20 protein-coding genes and 1 pseudogene are annotated in these 23,439 nt (G+C 41.1%); 7 read left to right on the top strand and 14 right to left on the bottom strand.

Features of this window, described 5'->3' with window-relative positions; translation table 11 throughout:
• Positions 1 to 78: 78 nt before the first annotated feature.
• The 3 genes from DEAC_RS15585 to aspA all read right to left on the bottom strand — a co-directional run bounded on the left by DEAC_RS15585 (position 79) and on the right by aspA (position 3,003).
• The gene (locus tag DEAC_RS15585) at positions 79 to 636 is read right to left on the bottom strand and encodes a Fe-S-containing hydro-lyase (protein WP_047811002.1); all 558 of its coding nucleotides are present in this window, start codon (positions 634 to 636) and stop codon (positions 79 to 81) included.
• Positions 636 to 1,493, bottom strand: a complete 858-nt coding sequence (locus DEAC_RS15590) for a fumarate hydratase (RefSeq protein ID WP_047811003.1) — start codon at positions 1,491 to 1,493, stop codon at positions 636 to 638. The genes DEAC_RS15585 and DEAC_RS15590 overlap by 1 nt, the downstream gene beginning before the upstream one ends.
• Before the next feature lie 70 nt (positions 1,494 to 1,563).
• Positions 1,564 to 3,003, bottom strand: coding sequence for an aspartate ammonia-lyase (gene aspA / locus DEAC_RS15595; RefSeq protein ID WP_047811004.1), 1,440 nt, complete (start codon positions 3,001 to 3,003; stop codon positions 1,564 to 1,566).
• A gap of 434 nt (positions 3,004 to 3,437) precedes the next feature.
• Between aspA and DEAC_RS15600 the strand changes: the two genes are divergently transcribed.
• Positions 3,438 to 4,685 carry an ATP-binding protein gene (locus tag DEAC_RS15600; RefSeq protein ID WP_152671420.1) on the top strand — a complete coding sequence of 416 codons (1,248 nt, stop codon included), beginning with the start codon at positions 3,438 to 3,440 and terminating at the stop codon, positions 4,683 to 4,685.
• A 5-nt stretch (positions 4,686 to 4,690) separates the two neighbouring features.
• The gene (locus DEAC_RS15605; RefSeq protein ID WP_047811005.1) at positions 4,691 to 5,611 is read left to right on the top strand and encodes a response regulator; all 921 of its coding nucleotides are present in this window, start codon (positions 4,691 to 4,693) and stop codon (positions 5,609 to 5,611) included.
• A gap of 50 nt (positions 5,612 to 5,661) precedes the next feature.
• Here DEAC_RS15605 and DEAC_RS15610 read toward each other — a convergent pair whose 3' ends face one another.
• From DEAC_RS15610 to DEAC_RS22855, 6 genes are all read right to left on the bottom strand, one after another.
• The gene (locus DEAC_RS15610) at positions 5,662 to 6,312 is read right to left on the bottom strand and encodes a helix-turn-helix transcriptional regulator (protein ID WP_047811006.1); all 651 of its coding nucleotides are present in this window, start codon (positions 6,310 to 6,312) and stop codon (positions 5,662 to 5,664) included.
• Between the two features lie 30 nt (positions 6,313 to 6,342).
• Entirely contained in the window at positions 6,343 to 7,449 is a 1,107-nt protein-coding gene (locus DEAC_RS15615; RefSeq protein ID WP_047811007.1) for an alanine racemase, read from the bottom strand.
• Between the two features lie 346 nt (positions 7,450 to 7,795).
• A complete protein-coding gene (locus DEAC_RS15620; protein ID WP_047811008.1) occupies positions 7,796 to 11,305 on the bottom strand; it encodes an efflux RND transporter permease subunit in 3,510 nt (1,169 codons plus the stop codon).
• Between the two features lie 311 nt (positions 11,306 to 11,616).
• Entirely contained in the window at positions 11,617 to 11,889 is a 273-nt protein-coding gene (locus tag DEAC_RS15625) for a hypothetical protein (RefSeq protein WP_047811009.1), read from the bottom strand.
• Positions 11,890 to 12,196: 307 nt separating this feature from the next.
• Positions 12,197 to 12,778, bottom strand: coding sequence for a Uma2 family endonuclease (locus DEAC_RS15630; protein WP_047811010.1), 582 nt, complete (start codon positions 12,776 to 12,778; stop codon positions 12,197 to 12,199).
• A gap of 273 nt (positions 12,779 to 13,051) precedes the next feature.
• Positions 13,052 to 13,192 (bottom strand): helix-turn-helix domain-containing protein, encoded by a 141-nt coding sequence (locus tag DEAC_RS22855; protein WP_083996213.1) that lies wholly within the window; start codon positions 13,190 to 13,192, stop codon positions 13,052 to 13,054.
• Between the two features lie 192 nt (positions 13,193 to 13,384).
• Here DEAC_RS22855 and DEAC_RS15635 point away from each other — a divergent pair, with 192 nt between their 5' ends.
• Positions 13,385 to 14,212 carry a TrmH family RNA methyltransferase gene (locus DEAC_RS15635; RefSeq protein WP_047811011.1) on the top strand — a complete coding sequence of 276 codons (828 nt, stop codon included), beginning with the start codon at positions 13,385 to 13,387 and terminating at the stop codon, positions 14,210 to 14,212.
• 984 nt (positions 14,213 to 15,196) lie between these two features.
• Here DEAC_RS15635 and DEAC_RS23330 read toward each other — a convergent pair.
• The 3 genes and pseudogenes from DEAC_RS23330 to DEAC_RS15645 form a co-directional block, all read right to left on the bottom strand.
• Positions 15,197 to 15,298 (bottom strand): annotated as a pseudogene (locus DEAC_RS23330) (IS607 family transposase); the annotation flags it as partial.
• A gap of 48 nt (positions 15,299 to 15,346) precedes the next feature.
• Positions 15,347 to 15,775 carry a hypothetical protein gene (locus DEAC_RS15640; RefSeq protein WP_047811012.1) on the bottom strand — a complete coding sequence of 143 codons (429 nt, stop codon included), beginning with the start codon at positions 15,773 to 15,775 and terminating at the stop codon, positions 15,347 to 15,349.
• Complete coding sequence (locus DEAC_RS15645) at positions 15,772 to 17,295, bottom strand: Y-family DNA polymerase (protein WP_047811013.1); 1,524 nt, start codon at positions 17,293 to 17,295, stop codon at positions 15,772 to 15,774. Before DEAC_RS15645 ends, DEAC_RS15640 begins: the two co-directional genes overlap by 4 nt.
• A 601-nt stretch (positions 17,296 to 17,896) precedes the next feature.
• Between DEAC_RS15645 and DEAC_RS15650 the strand changes: the two genes are divergently transcribed.
• The 4 genes from DEAC_RS15650 to DEAC_RS23935 all read left to right on the top strand — a co-directional run bounded on the left by DEAC_RS15650 (position 17,897) and on the right by DEAC_RS23935 (position 21,161).
• Positions 17,897 to 18,481, top strand: coding sequence for a Uma2 family endonuclease (locus DEAC_RS15650; RefSeq protein WP_047811014.1), 585 nt, complete (start codon positions 17,897 to 17,899; stop codon positions 18,479 to 18,481).
• 244 nt (positions 18,482 to 18,725) lie between these two features.
• Positions 18,726 to 19,577 carry a helix-turn-helix domain-containing protein gene (locus DEAC_RS15655; RefSeq protein ID WP_047811015.1) on the top strand — a complete coding sequence of 284 codons (852 nt, stop codon included), beginning with the start codon at positions 18,726 to 18,728 and terminating at the stop codon, positions 19,575 to 19,577.
• A 1-nt stretch (position 19,578) separates the two neighbouring features.
• On the top strand, positions 19,579 to 20,484 hold the full coding sequence (locus DEAC_RS15660; RefSeq protein WP_047811016.1) for a DMT family transporter: 906 nt from the start codon (positions 19,579 to 19,581) through the stop codon (positions 20,482 to 20,484).
• Positions 20,485 to 21,008: 524 nt separating this feature from the next.
• Entirely contained in the window at positions 21,009 to 21,161 is a 153-nt protein-coding gene (locus DEAC_RS23935; protein ID WP_172408334.1) for a hypothetical protein, read from the top strand.
• A gap of 243 nt (positions 21,162 to 21,404) precedes the next feature.
• Here the strand turns inward: DEAC_RS23935 and DEAC_RS15665 are convergent, their stop codons facing one another.
• Together DEAC_RS15665 and DEAC_RS15670 are read right to left on the bottom strand one after the other, a co-directional pair.
• Positions 21,405 to 22,727, bottom strand: coding sequence for a restriction endonuclease subunit S domain-containing protein (locus tag DEAC_RS15665; protein ID WP_047811017.1), 1,323 nt, complete (start codon positions 22,725 to 22,727; stop codon positions 21,405 to 21,407).
• Positions 22,720 to 23,283 (bottom strand): sigma-70 family RNA polymerase sigma factor, encoded by a 564-nt coding sequence (locus tag DEAC_RS15670; protein ID WP_242847175.1) that lies wholly within the window; start codon positions 23,281 to 23,283, stop codon positions 22,720 to 22,722. Before DEAC_RS15670 ends, DEAC_RS15665 begins: the two co-directional genes overlap by 8 nt.
• Positions 23,284 to 23,439 lie beyond the last annotated feature (156 nt).

Raw genomic sequence — 23,439 nt, forward strand, 5'->3', positions numbered from 1 at the left:
TGAAAAGAGCCTGTCCCATTCGACCAAATTGGCGTGAATCGATGTACAAATAGATAAATATTACCAAAAATAATCTTTTTAGATAGTACGATACTTCGCCTTTCCTATCTCATAGAGGTTGTTCCCCTCTTGATCGATAATGACCATTATCGGAAAATCCTTGACTTCAAGGCGCCGCACAGCTTCCGGACCAAGTTCCGGATAAGCAATAACTTCCGCAGCAACAATTCGTTTCGCTAAAAGAGCACCTAAACCACCAATTGCGCCGAAATATACCGCACCATATCTTTTCATGGCATCAACGACTTCTGCAGAACGCAAGCCTTTACCGATCATTCCTGTCAAGCCCCGTTCAATTAACGTTGGGGAATACGCATCCATCCGATAACTTGTTGTGGGTCCCGCCGAACCGATCACTTGACCCGGTTTCGGCGGAGTAGGCCCAACGAAAAAGATAATCTGGTCTTTTACGTTAAATGGAAGTTCTTCCCCACGAGCCAATGCTTCCACCATTTTTTTATGAGCGGCATCCCGTCCGGTATAGATGACACCGCTTAGTAGAACATTATCGCCGGATTTAAGCTGAGCTGCTTTTTCATGGGTCAGTGGGGTTTCAATACGAACGACCTCCGTCATTAATATTCCCTCCCCTTCAGTATTATCTCCTTATGGCGGGCTGCATGACAGTTGATATTGACGGCGACCGGCAACATAGCAATATGAGTCGGGTAAACTTCCAAGTTAACCGCTAATGCCGTGTTTGTTCCCCCATAGCCTTGAGGCCCAATCCCCAGTTTGTTGATTCGCTCCAATAATTTCTCTTCGATTTTCGCTAAGCGCTCTTCCTTATTATGAACGCCTACTTCGCGGAGAAGTGCTTTTTTCGCTAAATAACTCGCTTTTTCCATTATGCCACCCACACCGACGCCCACTATAATCGGTGGACAAGGATTCCCCCCTGCCCTTTCCACAGTATCCACGACGAATTGCATGACCCCTTCTAATCCATCGGAAGGCTTACACATTTTTAAAGCCCCCATGTTTTCACTACCCGCACCTTTTGGAGCAACCGTAATATGAAGCTCATCCCCAGATACAAAATCATAATGAATAATAGCGGGAGTATTATCCTCGGTGTTTACCCGTTCAAATGGATCATTGACCACCGATTTACGGAGATACCCCTTTTTATAGCCACGACGTACCCCTTCATTCAGTGCATCTGTAAGCATTCCGCCCTCAATATGCAAATCCTGGCCAACTTCAACAAAAATGATGGTCATTCCTGTATCTTGACACATTGGCACCCGCTCTTCATGAGCAATCGAAGCATTTTCGATTAGACGCTCAAGGACTTCCCGTCCTGAGGGAGATGTTTCCGATTTTAAGGCCCGCTGAAAACTGAGCATTACATCATTTCCAAGGTCATAGTTAGCTTCAATACACATTTTTTCTACAGCTTCTATAATTTCATTCACATTAATTATCTTCATTTCTTCTTACCCTTTAACGGGTTTTGTGTCTCTCCTTCCTGAAGATCGCTCAAACGGTTCGGCAACTGATTTAGGCCGTTTTTGAGCCATCTTTATTTAATAGTTCTGCGCCAGCGATACCCGGATGCGTCATTTCGTAGGGATTAAGAATAATGTCCAATTCTTCTTTGGACAGAACTCCCTGTTCCAAACAAAGTTCTCGTACTGGCTTACCCGTTTCGATAGCTTCGCGAGCAATTCGGGCCGCTGCCTCATAGCCGAGATGCGGGTTAAGTGCTGTTATTACGCCGACACTTCTGTTGACATAATCTCTACAACGATCGACATTGACTGTGATTCCTGCTAATCCATATTTTTTAAAGACATTTAAGGCTTGGTTCATAATGGTCAGAGACTGCAGCAAATTAAAGACCAACACTGGCTCCATGACATTTAATTCAAATTGACCAGCCTCCGATGCAAAACAGATCGTTTGATCATTTCCGATTACCTGAAAAGCAACTTGATTAACAACCTCAAACATAACCGGATTGACTTTCCCGGGCATGATGGATGAACCGGGCTGACGAGCAGGTAGATTGAGCTCACTCAATCCAGCACGTGGACCGGAAGCCATGAGACGAATATCGTTGCAAATCTTTGAGAGATTAATCATGCAAACCTTCAAGGCAGCAGAAACTTCAGTGTATTCATCCGTGTTTTGGGTTGCATCAACGAGATTCTCAGCATTAACCAAGGGAAATCCACTTAGATTCGCTAAAAGTTGAACTACTATTTTGATGTATTTCTCATCGGCATTTAGTCCCGTACCAACGGCAGTTGCTCCCATATTAACTTCATAAAGATGGTTACGTGTAGCCTTGATGCGGTCAATATCCCTTTTAAAGACTCGACTATACGCTTCGAACTCTTGACCCAATCGAATAGGAACAGCATCTTGTAAGTGCGTGCGTCCCATTTTGATAACACTTTCAAATTCTTTCGCTTTATTCACAAACGTGCCATAAACTTCTTCCATCGTATTTATGAGCCTCTCAAGTCCAGTGAGGATAGCAATGTGCACTGCTGTTGGAAAGGAATCATTCGTCGATTGAGCCATATTAACATGCGTGTTCGGACTAATAACTGAATAGTTTCCTTTGTTCTCGCCGAGAATTTCGATAGCGCGATTGGCGATGACTTCATTCGTGTTCATATTGATTGAAGTACCTGCGCCACCTTGGACCGGATCAACAATAAATTGCTCATGCCATTGACCTTGGATGATCTCGTCCGCGGCACTACAAATAACTTCACCCAGACGTGGGTTGAGATGTTTAACTTCCATATTGGCTTTAGCTGCTGCCTTTTTAACAATGGCCATCGCCTTGATCAAGTCTTCATGAATACGATAGCCTGTGATCGGGAAGTTTTCTGTCGCACGTAAAGTTTGGATTCCGTAATAGGCATCACTAGGTACTTCCTTGCTGCCGAGAAAATCCTTTTCTACTCTTTTTTCAGTTATTGACATTTCTATTCCTCCATTGTTTCCTTAACGTTTTTGAATTAAAAAGTCTTTGGCATCTGTCTCCTTTCCGATCACCTAGACGCCCTTTCTTTCCATTAATTCGCATTAATACTCTTTATTTTTATTTATCAGAATAATCATAAGTTTTAATCTATGGCAAAATACAAAAAACTACAAAAAGTTACACTGAACAAGTCAATTTTTTTAGAAAAAGCCCTTGCCACTTGAAAACCTGAAATTGTAAACGGGGGGCAAAATTATATGCATTAATATGAATTTTAAGGAATTTTGAGGAACTTTAGCTTATTTTGTAGAAATATATCTTGACATCAGGAGTGATTGCACTAATAATTAATATAAAATGTAAATTTTTTGAATTGAAAGGATTCAAGATGCCTAAGCTTAATTTGCAGAAGCGATTTCCGACCTTGGCTTTTATGATGCTAATTGTTCCTATTGCTGGTCAGTATCGAATATATCCCTTTGACGATAGCTTCCGAGTTAGCTTAGGAACACCGACGTTTTTCTTTTTTTTGTTATTAAAGAAAAAAATAAACCCGCTTGTTGCGGGATTATTAGTCGGCATCTCTGTATCTTGCTTCCGTTTATTACTTGGAATTACTACTTCCAAGATAGGAAGTTTGAACTATGCACTAATTTCTAATATTGATGCGTTATTCTACTATTTAACATATGGCGCGTTTTTTTTTCTTTTTCGAATTAAGCGTTTTTCAGATAAGCCGCTCCTCATTGGAATATTAGCTGCTTGTGCTGAGATTTTGGCAAGCCTTGCGCAAATTTTAGTTAGGCATTTTTTAATAGGAATGAGCATTCCTGATGGACTCTTGGTTACACTTGCACCCATCGCGATTATTCGGAGCTTTTTAGTGCTCGGATTTTATAGTATCTTTGCAATACGGGAAGCCCAATTATTAGAAGAGCAACAACAGCAACGTATTGATGACATGCTTGTTGAAATTTCAAACTTATTTGTCGAAACAATTCAACTTAAGAAATCGATTAAAAACTCAGAAGAGGCTACCCGAGCCTGTTATACTCTATATCGTCATCTCACCGATACGCAAATCCCTCAAAATCAGGCATTCGCTCAAACTGCCCTAAAACTTGCGGGCGAAATTCACGAAATCAAAAAGGATAACCAACGTATTTATGCTGGGTTATCCAAAATCATTTCCGATAAAAATTTTACCGATTATATAAATGTTAATGATCTAGGCACTATAATTCAAGAAACTAATCAAAAATATGCACAGTTAATAGGGAAAAACTTAGATTTTAAAATTTGCATTCAAGGCGAGCACCCGAGTTATTATACCTATACTGTTTTTTCTATTCTTAATAATTTGGTAAGTAATGCGGTGGAAGCTATAATGGATGCTGGAAGAGTGTTAATATTCATTACCCGCTGCCAAGACGATGTTGAATTTAAAGTTTGTGACAATGGCCCCGGTATCCCCGCAAAAATCCAGAGCGCCATTTTTGAGTATGGGTTTACAACAAAGTTTGATATTTCCGGACGACCTTCCACGGGTATTGGCTTATCGTATATTAAAGATATTACTGAAAGCCTTGGGGGAACAATTCAATTATTAAATGAGCCTTCATTACATTCAACCTGTTTCCTTGTGCGCGTACCCATCAAAGCCTTAATGGAAAGAGGATAAAGAAAATGCGCTATTTTATTGTGGATGACGATATCGCTTTTCGCGCCATGCTAACAGAAATTATTGAAGAAGACTTAGCAAATGAGATCGTAGGGGAAGCTCGTGACGGTTCGGAAATCAATGCAAAACTTCTTGAGACGAAAAAGGTTGACATCTTAATTCTAGATCTTCTAATGCCTCACCTGGATGGAATTCAAACTGCAAGAAGTCTTCAAGAGGTATTTAAGGGCAAAATTATTATGATTTCCCAATGCGATTTCAAAGAGATGATTGGGGAAGCCTATACCTGCGGAATTGAGTATTATATTACTAAACCTCTGAATCGGAACGAAGTTATGAGTGTTTTAAAGAAAGTGAGCGAACGTATACTGGTCGATCAATCTATCCAACATATTAAGAAAACTCTTAGTAATCTTAATGATAATTTCGCAAACCCGCTTTATAGCCCTTATCAGGTCAAGTCTATTAACGATTCTGGACGTTTCCTTTTATCAGAATTGGGAATTGGCGGGGAAAGCGGTGGACAGGACCTTTTATCCATACTTAAATATTTGTATGAACATGAAAAAATTGCGGGAAACGAATACACTTTCCCATCTCTCAAGGAAATTTTCTCGAATGCAGGAAAACAAAAGCTCGGTCTGAAAAATGATCCTGTAACTCTTCAAAAGGAAATAAAGGCCACTGAACAAAGAGTCCGCAGATCGATCTACCATGCCTTAGTTCATATTGCCTCCTTGGGACTTACAGATTACTCTAATCCCAAATTTGAAGAATATGCTTCAAAGTATTTTGATTTCGACCAAATCCGAAAAAAGATGCTTGAGCTAAAGAATGGACAAGATAGTGGTCAATCCCATGCCCGAATCAATTCGAAAAAATTTATCCAAGTGTTTTATTGGGACGCAAAAAAGCTAAATACTTAAGCTGCAGCTGCATCCTGAATTACCTGCCTGTCGTATCAAAAATAGTAATTTTATCTCTTACCTCTAACTTCATCTAAATAACTGTAAATCGTAACTTTAGATAAGTTCAAGCTTTCAGCAACTTTATCAATAGCACCCTTTACTAGGAATACTCCCTTTACATCCATGAAACGTATAATATCTATATTATCTTTTCTTTTTAGGCTGCCCACATCTCTATTCCCTATGATATTGTCAATTAGGTCATCTATGATAGTCATCACATCCTGATTAGGAATATCATCGTCAGCAGTCATTTTATCCTGGTTAGATTCTGGTAGAAAACCGATAACTTCTTCCTTTATCAGATAAGATAGTGTCAAGTCGTAGTTGATGCACAGCATTCCTACAACATCACCTTCTGAATTACGGATTAGAGAAGATGACGACTTGATCTTCTTGCCATTCGCAGCTTCAAATACATAATTTGCTGTGTAATCATCTTTGAATTTTTTACTTAGCAAAACTTGTGAAATGAGATAGTCAAATGACTGACCTACTTTTCTTCCAGTTACAGTACCGTTTGAAACATATACCACTGACCTTTCCGGTTGTGTCAAATCATGGATAGCCACTTCACAGTTTCTCCCGAATGTCTGCGTAATCATATCAGCAACTGAAATATATGATTTTAAGATTGGATGCATTTTTATTTCTCCCATAACATTTACTTAAATTTTTACTTATATTTATTACTGCAGCTTCCCCCGACAGAGAATCGGAATTTCCTCTACTGCTTCATCTCCTGAAATTAGTACCGCATAATCGTATAGATTGCAAACCGGGCAGATATGGACAGGAATAATCCGTACTTTGTCGCCGACACGAATTTGGTCTCGAAAATCTTTATTATATATGATAGCGTGTTCATCGTAGACGTTTGCGATATGGACATCGGGGTACTCCTTAATGATGCCCTTACCAGGTACAGCACAGATTCCTTCGTTACGCTCCTGCATCGTGATGCCCTTTGCACCAACATCCAGAATCACCCGTTCTGACGTAGGCCGGCTGATGACTGAAGCCAAAACAGTAGCGGCACAGCGGTTTAAGGTACCGAAAGCATTTCCCTGAGAAGCATCCATCAACGCATATGTCCCCGGACGAATCTCTGTAACACCTTCAAGTATTTCAAAGTGATTCATTTGAGAAGGAGTAGAGCCTATACTGACTATTGCAGGACTTAACCCATTTTCTCTGGCTAGCTGTGCAAAATGAAGTGTTCGCCGCTGCGCTGCAAGGGAGATTTGCCGACACTCTTCCAGATTGTCAGCGCTATAGCTATTCCCATCATGAGAAAAAATGCCCTTGAAATGAACATGGGGACACGCCTTGATTGTATCAAGCAAAACAATAAAATCTGCTTCTTCAATGATTCCAGAACGGTTTTCTCCTACTTCAATCTCAATAAGTATCTCAGCGGGATTGACAGCCGAGGCGAAAACCTCTTCCACAGCTTCCACCTGGCAAGGAGTATCCACACCAAAAGAAATTTCCACTGTTTCCGCCAATTTGCGTATTCGCTCCAGTTTAGAGCAGCCCACAATTTCATTGGCAATAAAAATATCCTTTATGCCGTTAGCCGCCATTACTTCCGCTTCGCCAACCTTAGCCACAGTGATGCCAGATGCGCCAGTTTCTATCTGCATATTGGCAACAAATGGCATTTTATGTGTTTTGGTATGCGGCCGCAAAGCAACGCTGTTAATATCGGCATAGGATTGCATATATTTCAGATTCTCTACCAAAATCTCACGGTCAATAAGAAGTGTGGGAGTATCTAATTGTGTGTACCTCATTTCTCTCACTCCTTTTATGTTAATTTAGTATATTTTATATAAAAATTTATATAAAATCAAGAGCTATTACTATAAGTTGGTTGATTTTATATAAATTTTTATACATTTTATTCCGACATCATAAGAAAAGCTAATGAAAAAAGCAGCTCAGACGGTTATAAGATTAATAAAAAAAGTAACACACCAAAGTCGACTTAATGGCGACCTTGTGTGCGTCTTTTAGGTTTAGGGGCTTCCGCAGTGTGCTTGGTCAGTTAGAATTGGTCTGTTAGTATTCTAGGAACTGTAAAAACGAGTGTATATATCTATATTGTTCCTGTCATTATCATCGCGGTATCTGCTCTATTCAATGGGGCTGTGGAAATAGCTTTTCTTTAGCTGTTTCCAATAAACTGAATATAATCGGCACAATGACCAGGGTCAGAATTGTCGACAGAGTTAAGCCGCCAATCACCACAATACCCATACCCTGAGACATGATAGTACCCTCAGAAAACCCTAAGGCCAGAGGCAGTGTAGCCATAATCGTAGCCAAGGCGGTCATGACAATTGGCCGCAGCCGCACCGAACCGGCCTCAATCAGTGCTTCCTGAAGTGCCATGCCTTGTTTGCGGTTGCTCTTCACCCGGTCTAACAGCACGATGGCATTGGTCACAACGATACCAATTAGCATCAACATTCCGATTAGTCCTGACATAGTCAGGGGTTGAGCGGTAAGGTACAAGGCAATCAAGGCACCTGTTGCAGCGAAGGGCAGTGAGAACAATATTGCTAGAGGGGTTAGCCCTTCACCAAAGGCCATTACCATCACAATATAGACCAGTAATACTGCTGCCAACATCGCCAGTCCCATTTGTCCAAAGCCACTGGCGATGTCGCTGGTGGTCCCTGTCAGGGAGTACGTTACCCCTTTTGGCAATTGCTCTTTGATTCCATCTACTAATTTCAGGGCGTCATTGGCTACCTTCTGGGTATCGTTGCCATTGATATCCGCTGTAATATCAGCGTACTGATTGCCATCCAACTCAGAGATACTCACCGCTCCATTGACCTGTTGAATAGTTGAAATGTCCTTGAGCTGCACAGGGCCGTTAGCACCATTCACCTGAATATTCTCTAAAGCAGATACGCTATTGATGTCGTTGCCGGCAAAACCTAACATCACATCTGTGTTCTGGGTGCCTTGTGTTAGGGTCATAACATAATTGTTACTTAAGATATTGCGCATCAACCCGGCTGCCGCTATTGGGGTAAGGCCATTTTGGGCTGCTTTGCCGGCGTCAATCTTTATTGAAATTTCCGGTTTCTTCTGAGCTAAATTATTCGCCAGGTTTTCGAGACTTTGGTCCTTAGCCAAGGTCTGCATAATTATACTGGTGGCTTTGGTGATATCATCCATGTTATTGCCATTTACTGTTAATTCAAAATTATCCTTTTGCCCGGTACTGCTTTGGGTTTTAACGACCAAAGCCTCCCCGCCGGTCTGCAACTGCTTAGCCTTGGCGATAATAGCTTGAGCTGCCGGATCCTTATTAATACCATCTTTGAGCACAATGGTAAAGCTGCCTTGATTATCCTGCTGCATGGCACCAGGAGTTTTATTAGTGGCAGTATTGTTACCAATAACCGATACGACAGTTTTGACATTAGGGTTGCTGTCCAGATATTGTTCAAACTGTTCGGCTTTAGCATTGGTTTGGCTCAAGGAGGTTCCCGGCGGCATGGTCAGACTACCTTGCAGTACGCTGGTCGTATCGGAAGGCAAAAACTGAATCCCCACCTGTTTAAGCAGCACAAAGGATCCCAATAAGATTATCACGGCTCCCAGCAGGACGATGAATTTATGGTTTAACGCTGACTTTAGAATGTTGCCATAGCCTGATGTAAACTTGCTGGCTTTAGCTTGATGCTTAACCGGCCGGCGTAAAATCATGAGCCGAGCCAACGCTGGAACTACGGTGAGCGCAACCAGGAGAGAAGCTAAAATCGAGATCACAATAGTATAGGCAAAGGGTACAAACAACTTGCCTACTATCCCGGTAACCATACCTAAGGGCAGAAATACCGCTACCGTTGTGATAGTCGAAGAAGTAATAGCCCTTGCTACCTCCCCGGCAGCGTTTTCTACCATTTCCCGGCCCGGGGCAAGGCCCTGCTGCTTATGCCGGTAGATATTTTCAATCACCACGATGGAATCATCCACGATTCGCCCAATGGCTACGGCGATGCCCCCTAATGTCATCGTATTTAAGGTAAAGGCAAAGCGAGGCAAAAAAATGAGTGTAATGAGAATCGACAAAGGAATTGAAATTACCGCAATTACTGTAGCCCTGACGTCCCGCAGGAACAACGCAATTACTATAATGGCAAATAACGCTCCTAATAGCCCTTCCCTCAGCATGCCGTTCACTGAGGTTTTGACCGCATCCGCTGAATCATTGATTTTGGTAAAGGTTACTTGGGAATTAGACTGAGCCAAGTCGGCCAAAGCACTGGATACATTTTGCGAGAGTATTACAGTATTGGCATTATCGGTTTTATATATGTTTAACACAACCCCAGGCTTGCCGCTGCTGCGGGTATACAGGTCGACAGGGGCATTGCTTTCGCTAACAGTGGCCACATCCTTTAAAAATACAACTTTGATGCTCGGGGAGACAGTTGATGGTGCTTTGACAGCTGACATAGGTCCTGGCTTTTTCGCTTCACCAACAGGTGCCTGAACCTGAGGCTTCGTGCCGGCTAAAGCTTTGCCCTTTGCCGCCTGATCTGCCAGCAGTGTATCTAACTCGCTTTGGGCCCCCTGCAAAGTCGCCTGGGCCTTTTGGATAGCTGCCTGGGCTTGCTTTTTAGCAACTGGCGTGGACCCAGGATTGGCTAACACCTGCTGTTGGCTGATGATTGCCGCCTCGGCTTTTTGAATAACATTTAGCATGGCCATTGCCTGGACATTGCCGCCTACCAAACTACCTAACTGGCCTAGATCTTGTCCCATTCCTCCTACGGACTTACCCAAATCCCCTACCGCTCCACTTATCTGACCAACGCTTCCAGCCAGATTTTGCATACCTTGGGTAATCTGGTTCATAGCATCGCCGATGCTTTGGGTGGCATTAGGTAACACAATTAGAGGAATTGCCTGCAAATCGCTGATGCTCTGCAGCTTGTTGTCAATGCTTACAGTAAGGGTTTGTTGACCCTGGTTGAACTGACCTGCTGGAATGGTCACATTGTTGGCCGTCAAAGCCTTTTGCACATCTTGCAGGGTGAGATTATTGTTGCTCAGCTCGTCGTTGTTGACCCGGATACTTATTTGTTTGACGCTGCTGCCTTCAATGGCAACGTTAGAGACACCACTTACGCCACTAACTTTAGGCTGAAGCTTGACATTAATAAACTGGTTTAGCTGATCTGAACTCATGCTGCTTTGCACCGTATACGTCATGGCCGGAAAACTGCCAAAGCTAACCCGGTTCACATCCGGTTGTTCGGCACCGGATGGCAGAGTGAATTTGTTGACCGCGTCCTGTACTTGTTTCTCAGCATCATCCAGATTAGCTGAATAATCAAATTCCATTACCACGAAGGAGATATTCTGGTTGGAAATAGTTTTGATGTCGGTAACCCCTTGAATACCGGAAAGCGCTTTTTGTAAGGGCAAAGAAATATCGCTGTCCACCTCTTCCGGCGTTCCACCAGGATACAATGTGGAAATCGTAATCATTGGAATACTGATATTAGGCATTGTTTCCATTTGCATGTTTTTCGCGGAGTAAATACCGCCACCCAACAACAAAATGATGATGAGAATTACCGCAAAGGAATTCCTGACAGCCATTTTGGTTAATTTACCCACTTTCTTCTTCCTTTCTGTTACACAGTTATGCATGAAATATTGTATTTCTCTGCAACAATACAGGGTGCGATAAAGATAATATCATTAACCTATTGTATCTGGTTTCTATTAAAACAATTTTCTTAAATTGTAAATCCTGGTCAAGTACTTCGTGAAATCACTGATAGGTTTTGCCAATATGCTGGATTTATTCCCCATGTTATGTTTAAAAACAACGATCATACAAATGGTCTTATTTGAGCAAGTCGGGTATTTTACATTCGACACCTGAAACTCACTTCGTTTTTGATCTGTATATAAAAACAAAGACATCACGATTTGCTGTCCTGATGCCTTTGTTTATTGAACTTGAAATTGTAATTTTTGAGGTTATATTTCTTCAACCGTTTATACAGACGTCCCCCCGAAAAATGCCCAAGAAGAATAAACCTCCATAAACGGCGAAAAAGGATTCTTTGGCTGCCACCGGGGATTCGATTTTGCTGCTGGGAAAATCGCTGCCCACAGCAGTCTGTATGTCCTTGGTAAACAGCTGAGATGTCAGCCTCGCCGGCGTCCAGATTAAAGCGTTGCCAAAAATTCATCCTCTTCCTCCATTCATGGTTCTCAACGCCTACTATTTCCACCACTATCCTCTATTTCATGCTTACGGCAATAAAATAAAAATCCAGAGCCTACTATCGCTCTGGATTGCTTTTAATCGTTACTACTATCATTATAAGTCAGATAATTGAAAAAGGACAGTATCATACGAATGCGTAACGGTTTAATACTTATGATCAGAGGGACGGCATCTTTTAAGTATTATTGGAATATTACCCCTGCCTAAATGAATCAAGCATCCTCTTCCCAACCGGCAGAGGGTGCTTGCGTTCATAATGCCTTTGCTCTTCACTTAAATAAGTCTTCAAGATCCATACTAAACCCTTTCAAAATATCTGAATGGGCTACTCCTGTTTCCTTCAATACCTCTACCTGCTGATATTGCCCTTCTTCATTCAAACCATAGATCTGTACAGTATTCAAAAAAGGATTAACTATCCAATATTCATTAACCCTATATTGCATATATAAATTAAGTTTCTTAACGAGATCATGAGCTTGATTTGAAGGAGATAAAATTTCAATAATCAGTTCTGGTGAACCGACATATTTATTTTCGCCTAGTTTCGTTTTATCACAAATAACCGATAAATCCGGAATGACCACCTTGGCCTTTTCAGTCTGATCTCCTTGGTCATCATCAGCTGTCCTAAGCTCAATGTCAAAGGGGGCTGGGAAGACTTCGCATTCTTTTCCTTCAAGGAAATTGAATAACTTTGCATGTAATCTACTGGAAATTCTTTGATGCTTCGTCGAAGGAGATGGTACCATATACACTATGCCATCGATATATTCTAAATAACTCTCGGTATTCTCTCGGAGTTTATTATATTCAGCGATCGTAATTACTTGAGGTTCAGTTAAACCCACTATGAACACCCCCTCATTTGCCAAAACTTATACATTTACCATATTATAACACAAACTGTGCCAAATATAGCGATACCAATAGTTTGTGTGTGACCCGGTTGCATATTTTACAGTCCGTGAGTATAATATTAGCTAACCGTCCCACGACAACCTGTTAGAACTATTATGGCATAATCTTCCAGGCAATATGATGAAACTTATCCCTGACTGCTCCAGGGATCAGGCCGCCTCATAACACAAGGCGGCCTGATTTGTTTCATTTAAACAGCTAATTTACTTTTCCCTATCCACCATTCTACGACCAGCCGCAAGTTCAACAAGCGAGGTACTAGGAATATCAAGGACACCGCTTTCATATCTTGAATAGGTTGTTTGACTTACCTTCAGCAAAGTGGCAAGCTCTTGCTGAGTCAAATCCTTATCCTCGCCAGCGGTTTAGTGCTATTCTTATATTGTTTCGTAGTGTAGAAAGAGGTTTCTTATAAGCAATATAGTGTAGTTAATAATATAGTATATTGCTGGTGGTGTAATTCTTACTTACGGTAATGTTGCAAAAAAATTAAGGTTGATATGTTACCACTAACCTCGAACATAAAAGGAGATAAGATGTCAAATATCATTGAGATAAGCGATTTTTCATCGTCCAATTTGGATGTCTTTGCTCGCCTGACGGAAACGCAGCTGCGCAACCGGTTGGAGCCGGAGATGGGCCTCTTTATTGCGGAGAGTACCAAGGTAATTGGACTTGCCCTCGACGCTGGATGCGAGCCTATTTCACTTTTGATGGAGCGCAAATACATTGCAGGGCAGGCGCACGGAATAATCACCCGCTGCGGAGATGTCCCCGTCTATACTGCCGATAGCAACCTGCTAGCAGGGCTGACTGGCTTTCAGCTGACCCGCGGTGTGCTGTGTGCCATGCGGCGTCCTCATCTACCCAGCGTTGAGGAGGCGTGTGCCGGTGCAAGTCGAGTGGCTGTGCTTGAAGGTATTGCGGACTCTACCAACGTCGGTGCCATTTTTCGCTCGGCTGCGGCGCTAGGCATCGATACCGTGTTGCTTACCCCCTCATGCTGTGACCCACTGTGCCGGCGTGCGGTGAGGGTGAGCATGGGTACCATCTTCCAAGTGCCTTGGGCCCGTATTGGCAGCGAGCCCTCGCAGTGGCCGCAGCAGGGCATGAAGAGTCTGCGCAAGCTAGGCTTTAAGACCGTTGCCATGGCTTTAAATGATAACGCTGTCAGCATAGACGATCCGCAACTCATGGCAGAGGAAAAGCTTGCTATCGTATTGGGTTCAGAAGGTAATGGACTGGCGCCCTGCACGATTGCTGACTGCGATTACACCGCGTGCATCCCCATGTCCCATAACGTAGACTCTCTGAACGTTGCTGCTGCCAGCGCCGTGGCCTTTTGGCAACTGAGGGTCCGGTAAACTTTTATATTTACATAATACGTCGTAAAATAAGAATTAGCAGAAACTTAGAGGTAAGGGAAAGGTGCTAATGATGGGCAACTACTTCTATTCTTTCCCGTTTCTTTTATGCGTGCCAAGCCCCTAAAACGCTAGTATCAAGGATTGTAAATATTATTAACTTCAATACTTGACAAGGAACTGAATTTAAGTATAATAATCTCATAATCAGTTATTAAACAAAGATTCAGTGCAAAAACTTGTTGGTAGCGTGCTAGGGAAGTTTCGATTCATCGAAGGTTTCAGCAATGCAATCAGATAGGACGATGCTGAAATCGAGGAATCGAACCACCTAAAAGGGTGGTTATTTTGTTTAGAAAGAAAATTTTCCCGCAAAGTTCCTCTTGGTTAGGTCGGTCTGTATAAGTCAGGTTAGTCAGTCAAGTTCGTATGAGTCAGGTCAGTTAGTCAAGTTCGTATGAGTCAGGTCAGTTAGTCAAGTTCGTATGAGTCAGGTCAGTTAGTCAAGTTCGTATGAGTCAGGTCGGTTTTTAAAACACGAAGAAATAGTGGAGGATTTGTCTAGATTAGTTTCTAACTTAAACTTAATTGTTGAATATTTACCTTTAGTTTAGGTCAAAGTATTTACTCCCTTACTTTTTTAGTTTTTCAAGATTCTTACTTGATAGTTCTGTTTACTCAGATGTAAGGTGCTCCAACTATTTTGATTTTACTCTGGTTGTGGATTAGATTAGTAAAGCTTTGCTGAAGATTAATCTCGAGCCGTGTATCCATTAATTCTAGAGGAACTTTGCGGGATTCAATTTTAGATGTAAAGGCCACTCATGAGTGGCCTAATTTTTTTATTATAATGGCTGCCGAAACGTTGTCTAAACAAATTTCCAGGTTCTTTTCAACAACGAAAGAAATCCCTTCAGTGATTGACCGTTAAGAACTAATAGGTTTGACGCATTAATTAGGAGCATCAATCCCCACAATGGCTCCTTTCCTGTTAAATTGCAAGTTGCTCATAATACCTAAAAAGTGATTGAGTTGTTCTTGAGAATAGTAACGATAACCACTAGGAGCAATATGGTGAGGTTTTAACGTCTTCTGTGATTGTATTCACTATCTGTTCTAACCTTTACTATCGGTTCAACGTATTTCCATAAATTCGAATATTTGCCCATCTATACTGATTATTTCGTCAATGGGAATCGCTGTGCCATCGGTCATAACGATAACCCGTTCATATTCGTCTATCTTTTTAGCCGTACTGACAGCAGTAACATAGGTGCCGCCATTCTTCTTCGCATCCGGCTGAAAATAGGTAATTGCGATTTCGGGATACTCTTTAATCCGATCTGCTATGACTTGCAGCCTATCACTCAAAGCGTCTTTCATATATTCGTCCAATTTTACTCTTTCATCAGTCAGCCTTGCGGTTTCTTTGATGGCGGTATCATAGCCGGTCAGTGCGGCGAAAGGGGAAAACTGAGCTGCCCGGTCAATAGCAGTCATATGAGGGTGTGTCGTAGAGACGTGGTGAGGTAGATTAATGATGTCATCATATGTTTTCGTCATGATTTGTGCCCTCCAATCTGCCTGTTCCGGTCTACAGTGGTAGCTCCTTCCTCCAGATTCATACCCTTTAGAATGGCATTCTTGCCGTATTTCTTTTTTATTTCCAGCATTGCTTGCTGCATCTTTTTTTCTCGTGCAAGCTCAGCTTCTTCATCTTCTTTTTTCGCCTGCACAGCCGCGTAATCCGTAAAGAGATCAAGCTGTTCAAAGTTGCTTGTCTTGTGAACAGTTGCCTCATCAACGACATGATTCGCTGTGATGTTGACTCTTCTGATCAGAAGATTTTTGTCAACGATGCGTTCAAACAGCTCTGTGACGGCATCCATGATTAGCTTTGTAGAGGAGGTCTGTCTGCCAAGATTTACTGACCCATGCGCGGATTTTGGAACAGCGCGTCCATAGTGGTCAGTGGTGATTGCCCCGTGATATGATTTCTTTATCTCTGGATTTGTTAGATTATCGATATCATATCCAACCGTCAAAACAAGCTGGTCGCTCACAAGCCTTTTATCTACCAGATCAAGCACCAGCAAATCAGTCATTTCCCGTACGATCAGCTTCGCTTTGTCAAAAGTATAGGCATAGTGCAGCACCTGCCCCGATCCAATACTGTTTGTGCTTGGCTTATACGCTTTAATATCGGCAATTGTGCAGGGCTCCCACCCCCACGCATGGTCGATCAGCAGCTCAGCGTTGATGCCGAACAGCTTATACAGTAAATCCTCGTTATAGTAATCGGTAGGTTTACCTAAAGAGCATCTTGCAATATCTCCCATTGTAAAGAGACCTTTTTCCTCCAACTTGTTGGCGTATCCTTTTCCAACGCGCCAAAAGTCTGTTAGCGGCCGATGCGACCACAGGGAGCGACGGTAGCTCATTTCATTCAGCTCGGCAATCCGCATACCGTTGTTATCAGCAGGGATGTGCTTTGCCTGAATATCCATAGCGATTTTGCTAAGATACAGGTTTGTGCCAATTCCCGCCGTTGCTGTAATGCCAGTTGTTTTGAGTACATCCAGAATCATTTTCGTGGTAAGCTCACAGGCTGAAAGATTGTAGGTGTTCAGATAATCGGTGGCGTCAAGGAATACCTCGTCAATAGAATAGACATGAATATCTTCGGGCGCAATGTATTTCAAATAGATATTGTAAATTTGCGTGCTGTACTCTATATAATACGCCATCCTCGGTGTAGCAACAATGTAGTCCAACGAGAGATCTGGTGAGGATTTCAATTCAGTATCGTTGCAGGAAACGCCGGAAAAGGCTCGTCCTGGGGCTTTGAGCAGCCGTGCTGCATTTGCTTCCTTGACCTTCTGTATGACTTCAAACAGCCTCGCCCTACCGGGAATGCCGTATGCTTTGAGGGAGGGAGAGACGGCCAGACAGATGGTTTTTTCTGTGCGGCTTGCGTCAGCGACAACAAGGTTGGTGGTCAGCGGATCAAGCCTTCGTTCCACACATTCGACCGAAGCGTAGAAGGATTTTAAATCAATTGCGATATAGGTTCTGTTCTTCATGCTTATTCTTATTCTCCGGTTTTCTACTTATATACAAATTATCTGCTCGACAAATTTTTGTTTATATGATTATCAGCTTTTCCAAAATCAAGTTGCTTTTTATTAAGTATTCCGATATTTGTAAATGCAATCTGAGGATTAGAAAAGCTCTTGTATCCTATCATTAACCATAATACTTAACATTAAAACCGCCATCTGATGACGGTTTTTTTTGTTCTTTTGCCAGGCCCCACTTGAATAATTTCGTGGCTTAAACCTAATGTTACCATTTCGGTTCCAAGGACTAGGTACAGGCTACTGGTTAGGTATTGCCTGATAGGATTTTCCTACTATATGTTAATAACTTACTAATGAAAATAAACTTCAAGAGGAAGCAACACGCTTTTGCGTGCTGCTTCGCAGCTCGCACCGTTATCCTTACTTTACCACAAAGAGAACGGTTTGAGAACGAGTGTTCGCGAAAAATTGCAGGTAAAATTACTTGACCCGTGCACTGCTTCCTTGCCCCTAGATCACCTCTATGTTATGATAAATTAAGGGAAAATGTGGAACTTGATAAAAAATACACTCTTTAGCCAACTTTGTGAGGAGATGATCTTTAATGAGCTCCCCTGAACAGAATCTTGACCGTAAACTCACGTATAAAGACTATCTAAGTTGGTCGAAAGAAGAACAGTGCGAACTCATTAACGGAATTCCTTATAATATAACTCCTGCTCCATCGACACAGCACCAGAAAATTGTTACTACGCTCGTAGCTCAATTTTACAACGCCCTTAAAGACAGTCCCTGCCAAGTTTTTGGCGCCCCTTTTGATGTAAGATTACCAGAACCGGAGAAAAACAGTGACGATATTTTCACTATTGTACAACCTGATCTAGTTATTATCTGCGATCGAAATAAGCTGGATAACCTGGGGTGTGTGGGCGGTCCCGATCTCGTCATTGAGGTAACATCCCCATCAACCTTACGTAAAGACATTAAGGATAAGTTCTATCTCTATGAAAAAGCAGGGGTAAATCAATATTGGATAATCTACCCAGATCAGAAAACTGTCGTAGTTTTTAAATTGGACAAAGGGGGAAAATTCGGCCGCCCCGACATCTATTGCGAAACTGATATAATACAATCCGAGATCGCTAAATCCATACAGATAGATTTAGCTGAAATATTTCAAGAGTATTAATCTGACAGCCAGAGGCTCCCTTATAAAGGAAGCCTCTGGCTGCAGATAACCGAAAGAGATTTCTGGAAAGGTCTATCACGCTGACCACAGAAGTCTTTTCTTTTTGCCATTATCTATGCTAATTGACGGAAATACAGCCATTAATTCAAGTTCCAGTGGGATTTGCTGAGCAATATCATACAAGATCTGCCTCAATAAAAATGTTATGCTTAGATAGAAATAAATTAAAGGAGTTATATAACAAATGGTCAATGAGATCAGAAACATTTGCTATGATACGGATCTAAATATTGAGGCTTACCAATTTCTAGGCATCATGCAAAAATTCCCAAACCACTTTCACGATTATTATGTCCTCGGCTTTATAGAGTCGGGCAAACGCTATCTGACCTGTAATAATCAGGATTATATTCTTAACGCCGGAAACATTACTATATTCAATCCTCATGATACTCATGCCTGTGAACAAGTTGATGGCAAGGCCTTGGATTATAGATGTATCAATATAGAGCCTAATATAATGAGGCGAACTGCAGCGGAAATCACAGGCAATGACAGTCTGCCTCACTTTAAGCAGACAGTTCTTTATCACAATGAGCTTGCTGCCTCCCTGCGGGAACTCAATCTTATGATCTTCGAGGAAGAAAATGATTTTATCAAGGAAGAGCTGTTTTTATTTCTCATCGAGCAATTAATCGAAGAATATTCCGATACAATTCCTAAATCGTTCTCACAAGAACCTACTACAGAGATAAAAACTGCTTGTGCTTATCTTGAGTCAAATTATGCCCAACCCATTACTTTGGATAAACTAAGCGAATTAACAGAGCTCAGCAAATATCATTTACTCCGTTCGTTTACCCGTCAGAAAGGTATATCTCCCTACAGTTATCTCATTACAATCCGTATTAATAACGCGAAAAAGCTTTTAGAACAGGGTATGTCACCCTTAGATGTGGCTTTTCAAACAGGTTTCAGTGACCAGAGTCATTTTTCGAATTTCTTTAAAAAACTTATCGGCTTAACGCCCAAGCAGTACCTGAAAATTTTTCAAAACAATCCAAAACCTTTGCTGTCTATGGGAGAGGAGATTTAATATGGAGAACCATAAACTAGTTGCCGGCCATTTATCAGCACTCGGTACGATTCTGATTTGGGGAGTAACTTTTATATCCACGAAACTGTTGCTGAAGGACTTTACCCCGATTGAAATATTACTTTTCCGTTTTATTATCGGTTACATAGCTTTATTTCTCGTCTATCCCCATCGCTTGAAAACTAAAGACTTTAAGGAAGAACTTCTTTTTGCCCTATCAGGATTATGTGGTGTCACCTTATATTTTCTTCTGGAAAATATCGCACTTACGTTTACGCTGGCAGCAAATGTGGGTATTATTGTTTCTATTGCACCCTTATTCACAGCACTTTTGGCTTACTTTTTCGAGGGCGAAAATCTCCGCACAGAGTTTTTTATAGGCTTTATCGTCGCGATCATCGGGATAGTATTGGTTATGCTCAATGGCAGCTATTTTTTAAGGGTAAATCCTTTAGGGGATATATTAGCGTCCCTTGCGGCGATTGTTTGGGCAGTTTACTCTGTTTTAATGCGCAGAATCAGCAGATTTCACTATAATACCATTGGCTGTACCCGCAAAGTTTTCTTCTATGGACTACTTTTTATGATCCCAGCTCTTTTCTTTGTACCCTTTCATTTTGATTATTATGCGTTTACAAAAGTACAAAATATGTTCAATCTCTTATTCTTGGGTTTAGGGGCTTCCGCAGTGTGCTTTGTCAGTTGGAATTGGTCTGTTAGTATTTTAGGAGCTGTAAAAACGAGTGTCTATATCTATATTGTTCCTGTCATTACCATCGCGGCATCTGCTCTTATCCTCCATGAAATAATTACATGGGTTGCCTTTGTGGGAGTGCTCCTTACTTTGGCAGGGCTTTATGTTTCCGAGAGAAAAACAGTTAAGATTGTTAAACAAATCGATGTCTAGATATAGGTTCAGGAAGCAAAATGCTTTTTATGTTTATTTCCTCTTGGGTCAGATCGGCTATTTGCTGTGTTACCAGGATATCCTGCAATAATATGTATTTTGTGGAGATATCGGTAGCACCATGATTGACGGCACACTAGATATCTGTAATGAAAGCGGTGATTCAATGCTTATAATATAAGCATTGAATCACCTATTGGGGCCTTATGATCAGAGCAACTATTATTTTTTATTATTGCCGCAATATTAGATAAGCTAATTACGAAAAGTCCTCTTACTTACCTTTTTTGAATATTTATGAAAAATTATACCAATAACAATTGCTTTAATGGCAAACAAGCTTTAATTGTCCTTACTGTGTTCGATACTTCAGGGATAAGTATGAGTGTAAAATTTCTATGCCGCAAAAATAGCCATAACAAAAAACTATTTGACAAATACATAATTCAAATATGACACAGCCTAGGTATTGTGTTATTCTATAACTAAAGGAAATACCAAAAAAATTACGAGGGGGATTTCAAATGCTATCAGGAATTTTGGGCATTATTGTAATGATTGCTATCTATGGAGTTGTTATTATAGATTACAGGCAACAGAGCGCCTTGACAACTAAAGAAGTAAAATCTATGTTAAATAGAAAAAAAGTATTTAAGTTAAATAATCATATTGCCTAAGAGGTGAAGCTATGAACATGACTAAATCAAGCTAATGGGTTTAAATAAACACCATTAGCTTTTTATTTTTGTAAAAATCAGAATCACAGGCTTTATGTTTCCGAGTGAAAAACTATGATGCCTTGTTAAAGAGAACGATGCATAATTGTAGGTTCAGGAAGCAAAATACGAAGGTGGTGCGACATACGTTGCATACCTCCAAGAAGCCGGTTGCAACGTGTAGCCGGCTTCTACCTTGAACGATTATTTAATTTTCAGAGTCCAATTGCCATTAACTACAAACGTCGGCCAGTCCACGTCAAACTTAGCCTTTTTCAATTTCTCATTAAAATTGATACGCATTGTACATTCGTCACCTTGCCAAATGCTGTTGCCGCTTTGCACATCGTTACTGTAAAGATTAGCATCACGGACAGTAACCCCTGGGTTATTTCCTGTATTCAATGCAAATTTCAACTCGGCAGTCGTTGCGGAGGTTCTTTTTATACTTTTCAAGGTGATTTTTTGCAATTTCAGGTCGATTACCTGGCCGATTTGTTTTTCTTCATTCAACGACGGAATTGGTACCTCAAGATGACCAAGGGTCTTTTCGTAACCAACAAGCAGACTTGGGATTTTTAAATCTATTTCTTGACCGGCAGGAGCCTGGGATTCGAACTGAGTAACAGGTCTGCCAACAGCGTTTTTAGCCTCGGTGAACGTATAAACATGGTTATGTTTATCATAACCAAGGAGAGGATTAGTCATCGAGGAAGTCCCGCCGCATGTAGTGCCATTTTCATTTTTAAACGTATCTGTCGCAGTTTTTTGCGCTGGTTCTCCAATGCTCTCCAATTTAAGATCCTGGTCATTAAAACTCGTTAAAATCTGCACACCCTTAGCCGTTTTCTGATAACCAACCTTTACCCAATCGATATTCGATTTTTCAGCAGGTATAATTTCTCCGCTGCCAACTACGGACGTACCTCCTGTTAAATGAATAGTATAATTTTTTCCGCCGATCATTAATTTTAGTTCCTGTGAGGGCGTGAACACATAGTTCTGCTCCGCTTCATTCCAAAAGCTGATGGACAGTTGACCATTGTCAGTACTGTAACCGCCCGGTTTATATAGTTTGCCGCTTTGGGTAGTAACGGATATTTCAGGGAGTTTATCTTCTTTTAAAGGATACGTTAAATTCATTTCCAATTTATCCTTTGTAAAGATAACGTTCTCTAGTTTGCTTCCCTCAGCCAATTGCACAGGGGATTTCAAATAGTAAGCACTTCCATCGGCAACCGTTGAATAAACTACTTTTTGATTGAAAAACGATTTGACAAAATCCGAAATTTCTCCGGCATAGGCGGTCGATGCGCCGATCGCTATAATTAAACAGGCTGCTGCAATAGGATAAATTCTTTTTCTTTTCAGTTTCATTTTTGACTGCTCCTTATTTAGCTTAGTAAACGCTTTTTTAGTAATAGAATCCAGGTCAATGTCCATGCCGCTCATTAACTCATCCAATTCTTCGGTCAGGAGATCATTATCCAGATTTTGCATCAGTTCCTGCATCTGCTTTTCAGTCATAAGCCAAAACCTCCTTAATTATCTTTCTGCCGCGTAACAGCCTGTTGTCAACCGCCGAGCGACTTAGCCCCAAGGACTGCATAATGTCGCTAATTTTCTCGTTGCAAAAATACCTGCGGATAAATAGTTCTTTATCCGTTTCGTTAAAGCTATTGATTGTTTCCAGCAGCTTTTTTTGCGTTTCCCGGTCGATGATCTGTTTTTCAACGGTATTCGGCTCTTCAGGCTGATAATCATCAATGTTTTCGACGTGACTTTTTTTAAATTTGCGCTTATAAGTAAGGGCCTTATATTTTGTAAGGATTAAAATCCAAGTTTTAAAATTACTTCGTTCGCTGTCAAATTCGTTGATTTTTTGCCAGACCTCAAAGAAGACATCGGCGACACACTCTTCTATGTCTTCTTTGCTGTTGCCGATGTTTAAAATATTATAGGTTAAATAATAAACAGGCTTAGTGTATTCTTTAATTAAGTCCCTATAAGCGTTTAAGTTTCGCTTTTTTATTTCAGATATGAGCTCACTCTCTGAAAAGACCATTTTTTCATCTCCTTTCATAGACTACTACGTTTTCTATCTCCAAATTCTCTTAAAGATCTTGATAAAAAATGCGCAGGATTTAGTTAAATGTACTATTCATTAATTGTAGCAGATTCCTTGTCTGTAAATTTTTTGCATATTTTTATAAATACACCTACTAAAAAGCTCTCTCCC

This window comes from Desulfosporosinus acididurans (genome assembly GCF_001029285.1).
GTDB lineage: Bacteria > Bacillota > Desulfitobacteriia > Desulfitobacteriales > Desulfitobacteriaceae > Desulfosporosinus > Desulfosporosinus acididurans.

Excerpts from the sequence above, each read along its gene's own strand:
- DEAC_RS15585 (WP_047811002.1), bottom strand. The coding sequence starts at position 636 with ATGACGGAGGTCGTTCGTATTGAAACCCCACTGACCCATGAAAAAGCA.
- DEAC_RS15590 (WP_047811003.1), bottom strand. The coding sequence starts at position 1,493 with ATGAAGATAATTAATGTGAATGAAATTATAGAAGCTGTAGAAAAAATG.
- aspA (WP_047811004.1), bottom strand. The coding sequence starts at position 3,003 with ATGTCAATAACTGAAAAAAGAGTAGAAAAGGATTTTCTCGGCAGCAAG.
- DEAC_RS15600 (WP_152671420.1), top strand. The coding sequence starts at position 3,438 with ATGATGCTAATTGTTCCTATTGCTGGTCAGTATCGAATATATCCCTTT.
- DEAC_RS15605 (WP_047811005.1), top strand. The coding sequence starts at position 4,691 with ATGCGCTATTTTATTGTGGATGACGATATCGCTTTTCGCGCCATGCTA.
- DEAC_RS15610 (WP_047811006.1), bottom strand. The coding sequence starts at position 6,312 with ATGGGAGAAATAAAAATGCATCCAATCTTAAAATCATATATTTCAGTT.
- DEAC_RS15615 (WP_047811007.1), bottom strand. The coding sequence starts at position 7,449 with ATGAGGTACACACAATTAGATACTCCCACACTTCTTATTGACCGTGAG.
- DEAC_RS15625 (WP_047811009.1), bottom strand. The coding sequence starts at position 11,889 with ATGAATTTTTGGCAACGCTTTAATCTGGACGCCGGCGAGGCTGACATC.
- DEAC_RS15635 (WP_047811011.1), top strand. The coding sequence starts at position 13,385 with ATGTCAAATATCATTGAGATAAGCGATTTTTCATCGTCCAATTTGGAT.
- DEAC_RS15640 (WP_047811012.1), bottom strand. The coding sequence starts at position 15,775 with ATGACGAAAACATATGATGACATCATTAATCTACCTCACCACGTCTCT.
- DEAC_RS15645 (WP_047811013.1), bottom strand. The coding sequence starts at position 17,295 with ATGAAGAACAGAACCTATATCGCAATTGATTTAAAATCCTTCTACGCT.
- DEAC_RS15650 (WP_047811014.1), top strand. The coding sequence starts at position 17,897 with ATGAGCTCCCCTGAACAGAATCTTGACCGTAAACTCACGTATAAAGAC.
- DEAC_RS15655 (WP_047811015.1), top strand. The coding sequence starts at position 18,726 with ATGGTCAATGAGATCAGAAACATTTGCTATGATACGGATCTAAATATT.
- DEAC_RS15660 (WP_047811016.1), top strand. The coding sequence starts at position 19,579 with ATGGAGAACCATAAACTAGTTGCCGGCCATTTATCAGCACTCGGTACG.
- DEAC_RS23935 (WP_172408334.1), top strand. The coding sequence starts at position 21,009 with ATGCTATCAGGAATTTTGGGCATTATTGTAATGATTGCTATCTATGGA.
- DEAC_RS15665 (WP_047811017.1), bottom strand. The coding sequence starts at position 22,727 with ATGACTGAAAAGCAGATGCAGGAACTGATGCAAAATCTGGATAATGAT.
- DEAC_RS15670 (WP_242847175.1), bottom strand. The coding sequence starts at position 23,283 with ATGAAAGGAGATGAAAAAATGGTCTTTTCAGAGAGTGAGCTCATATCT.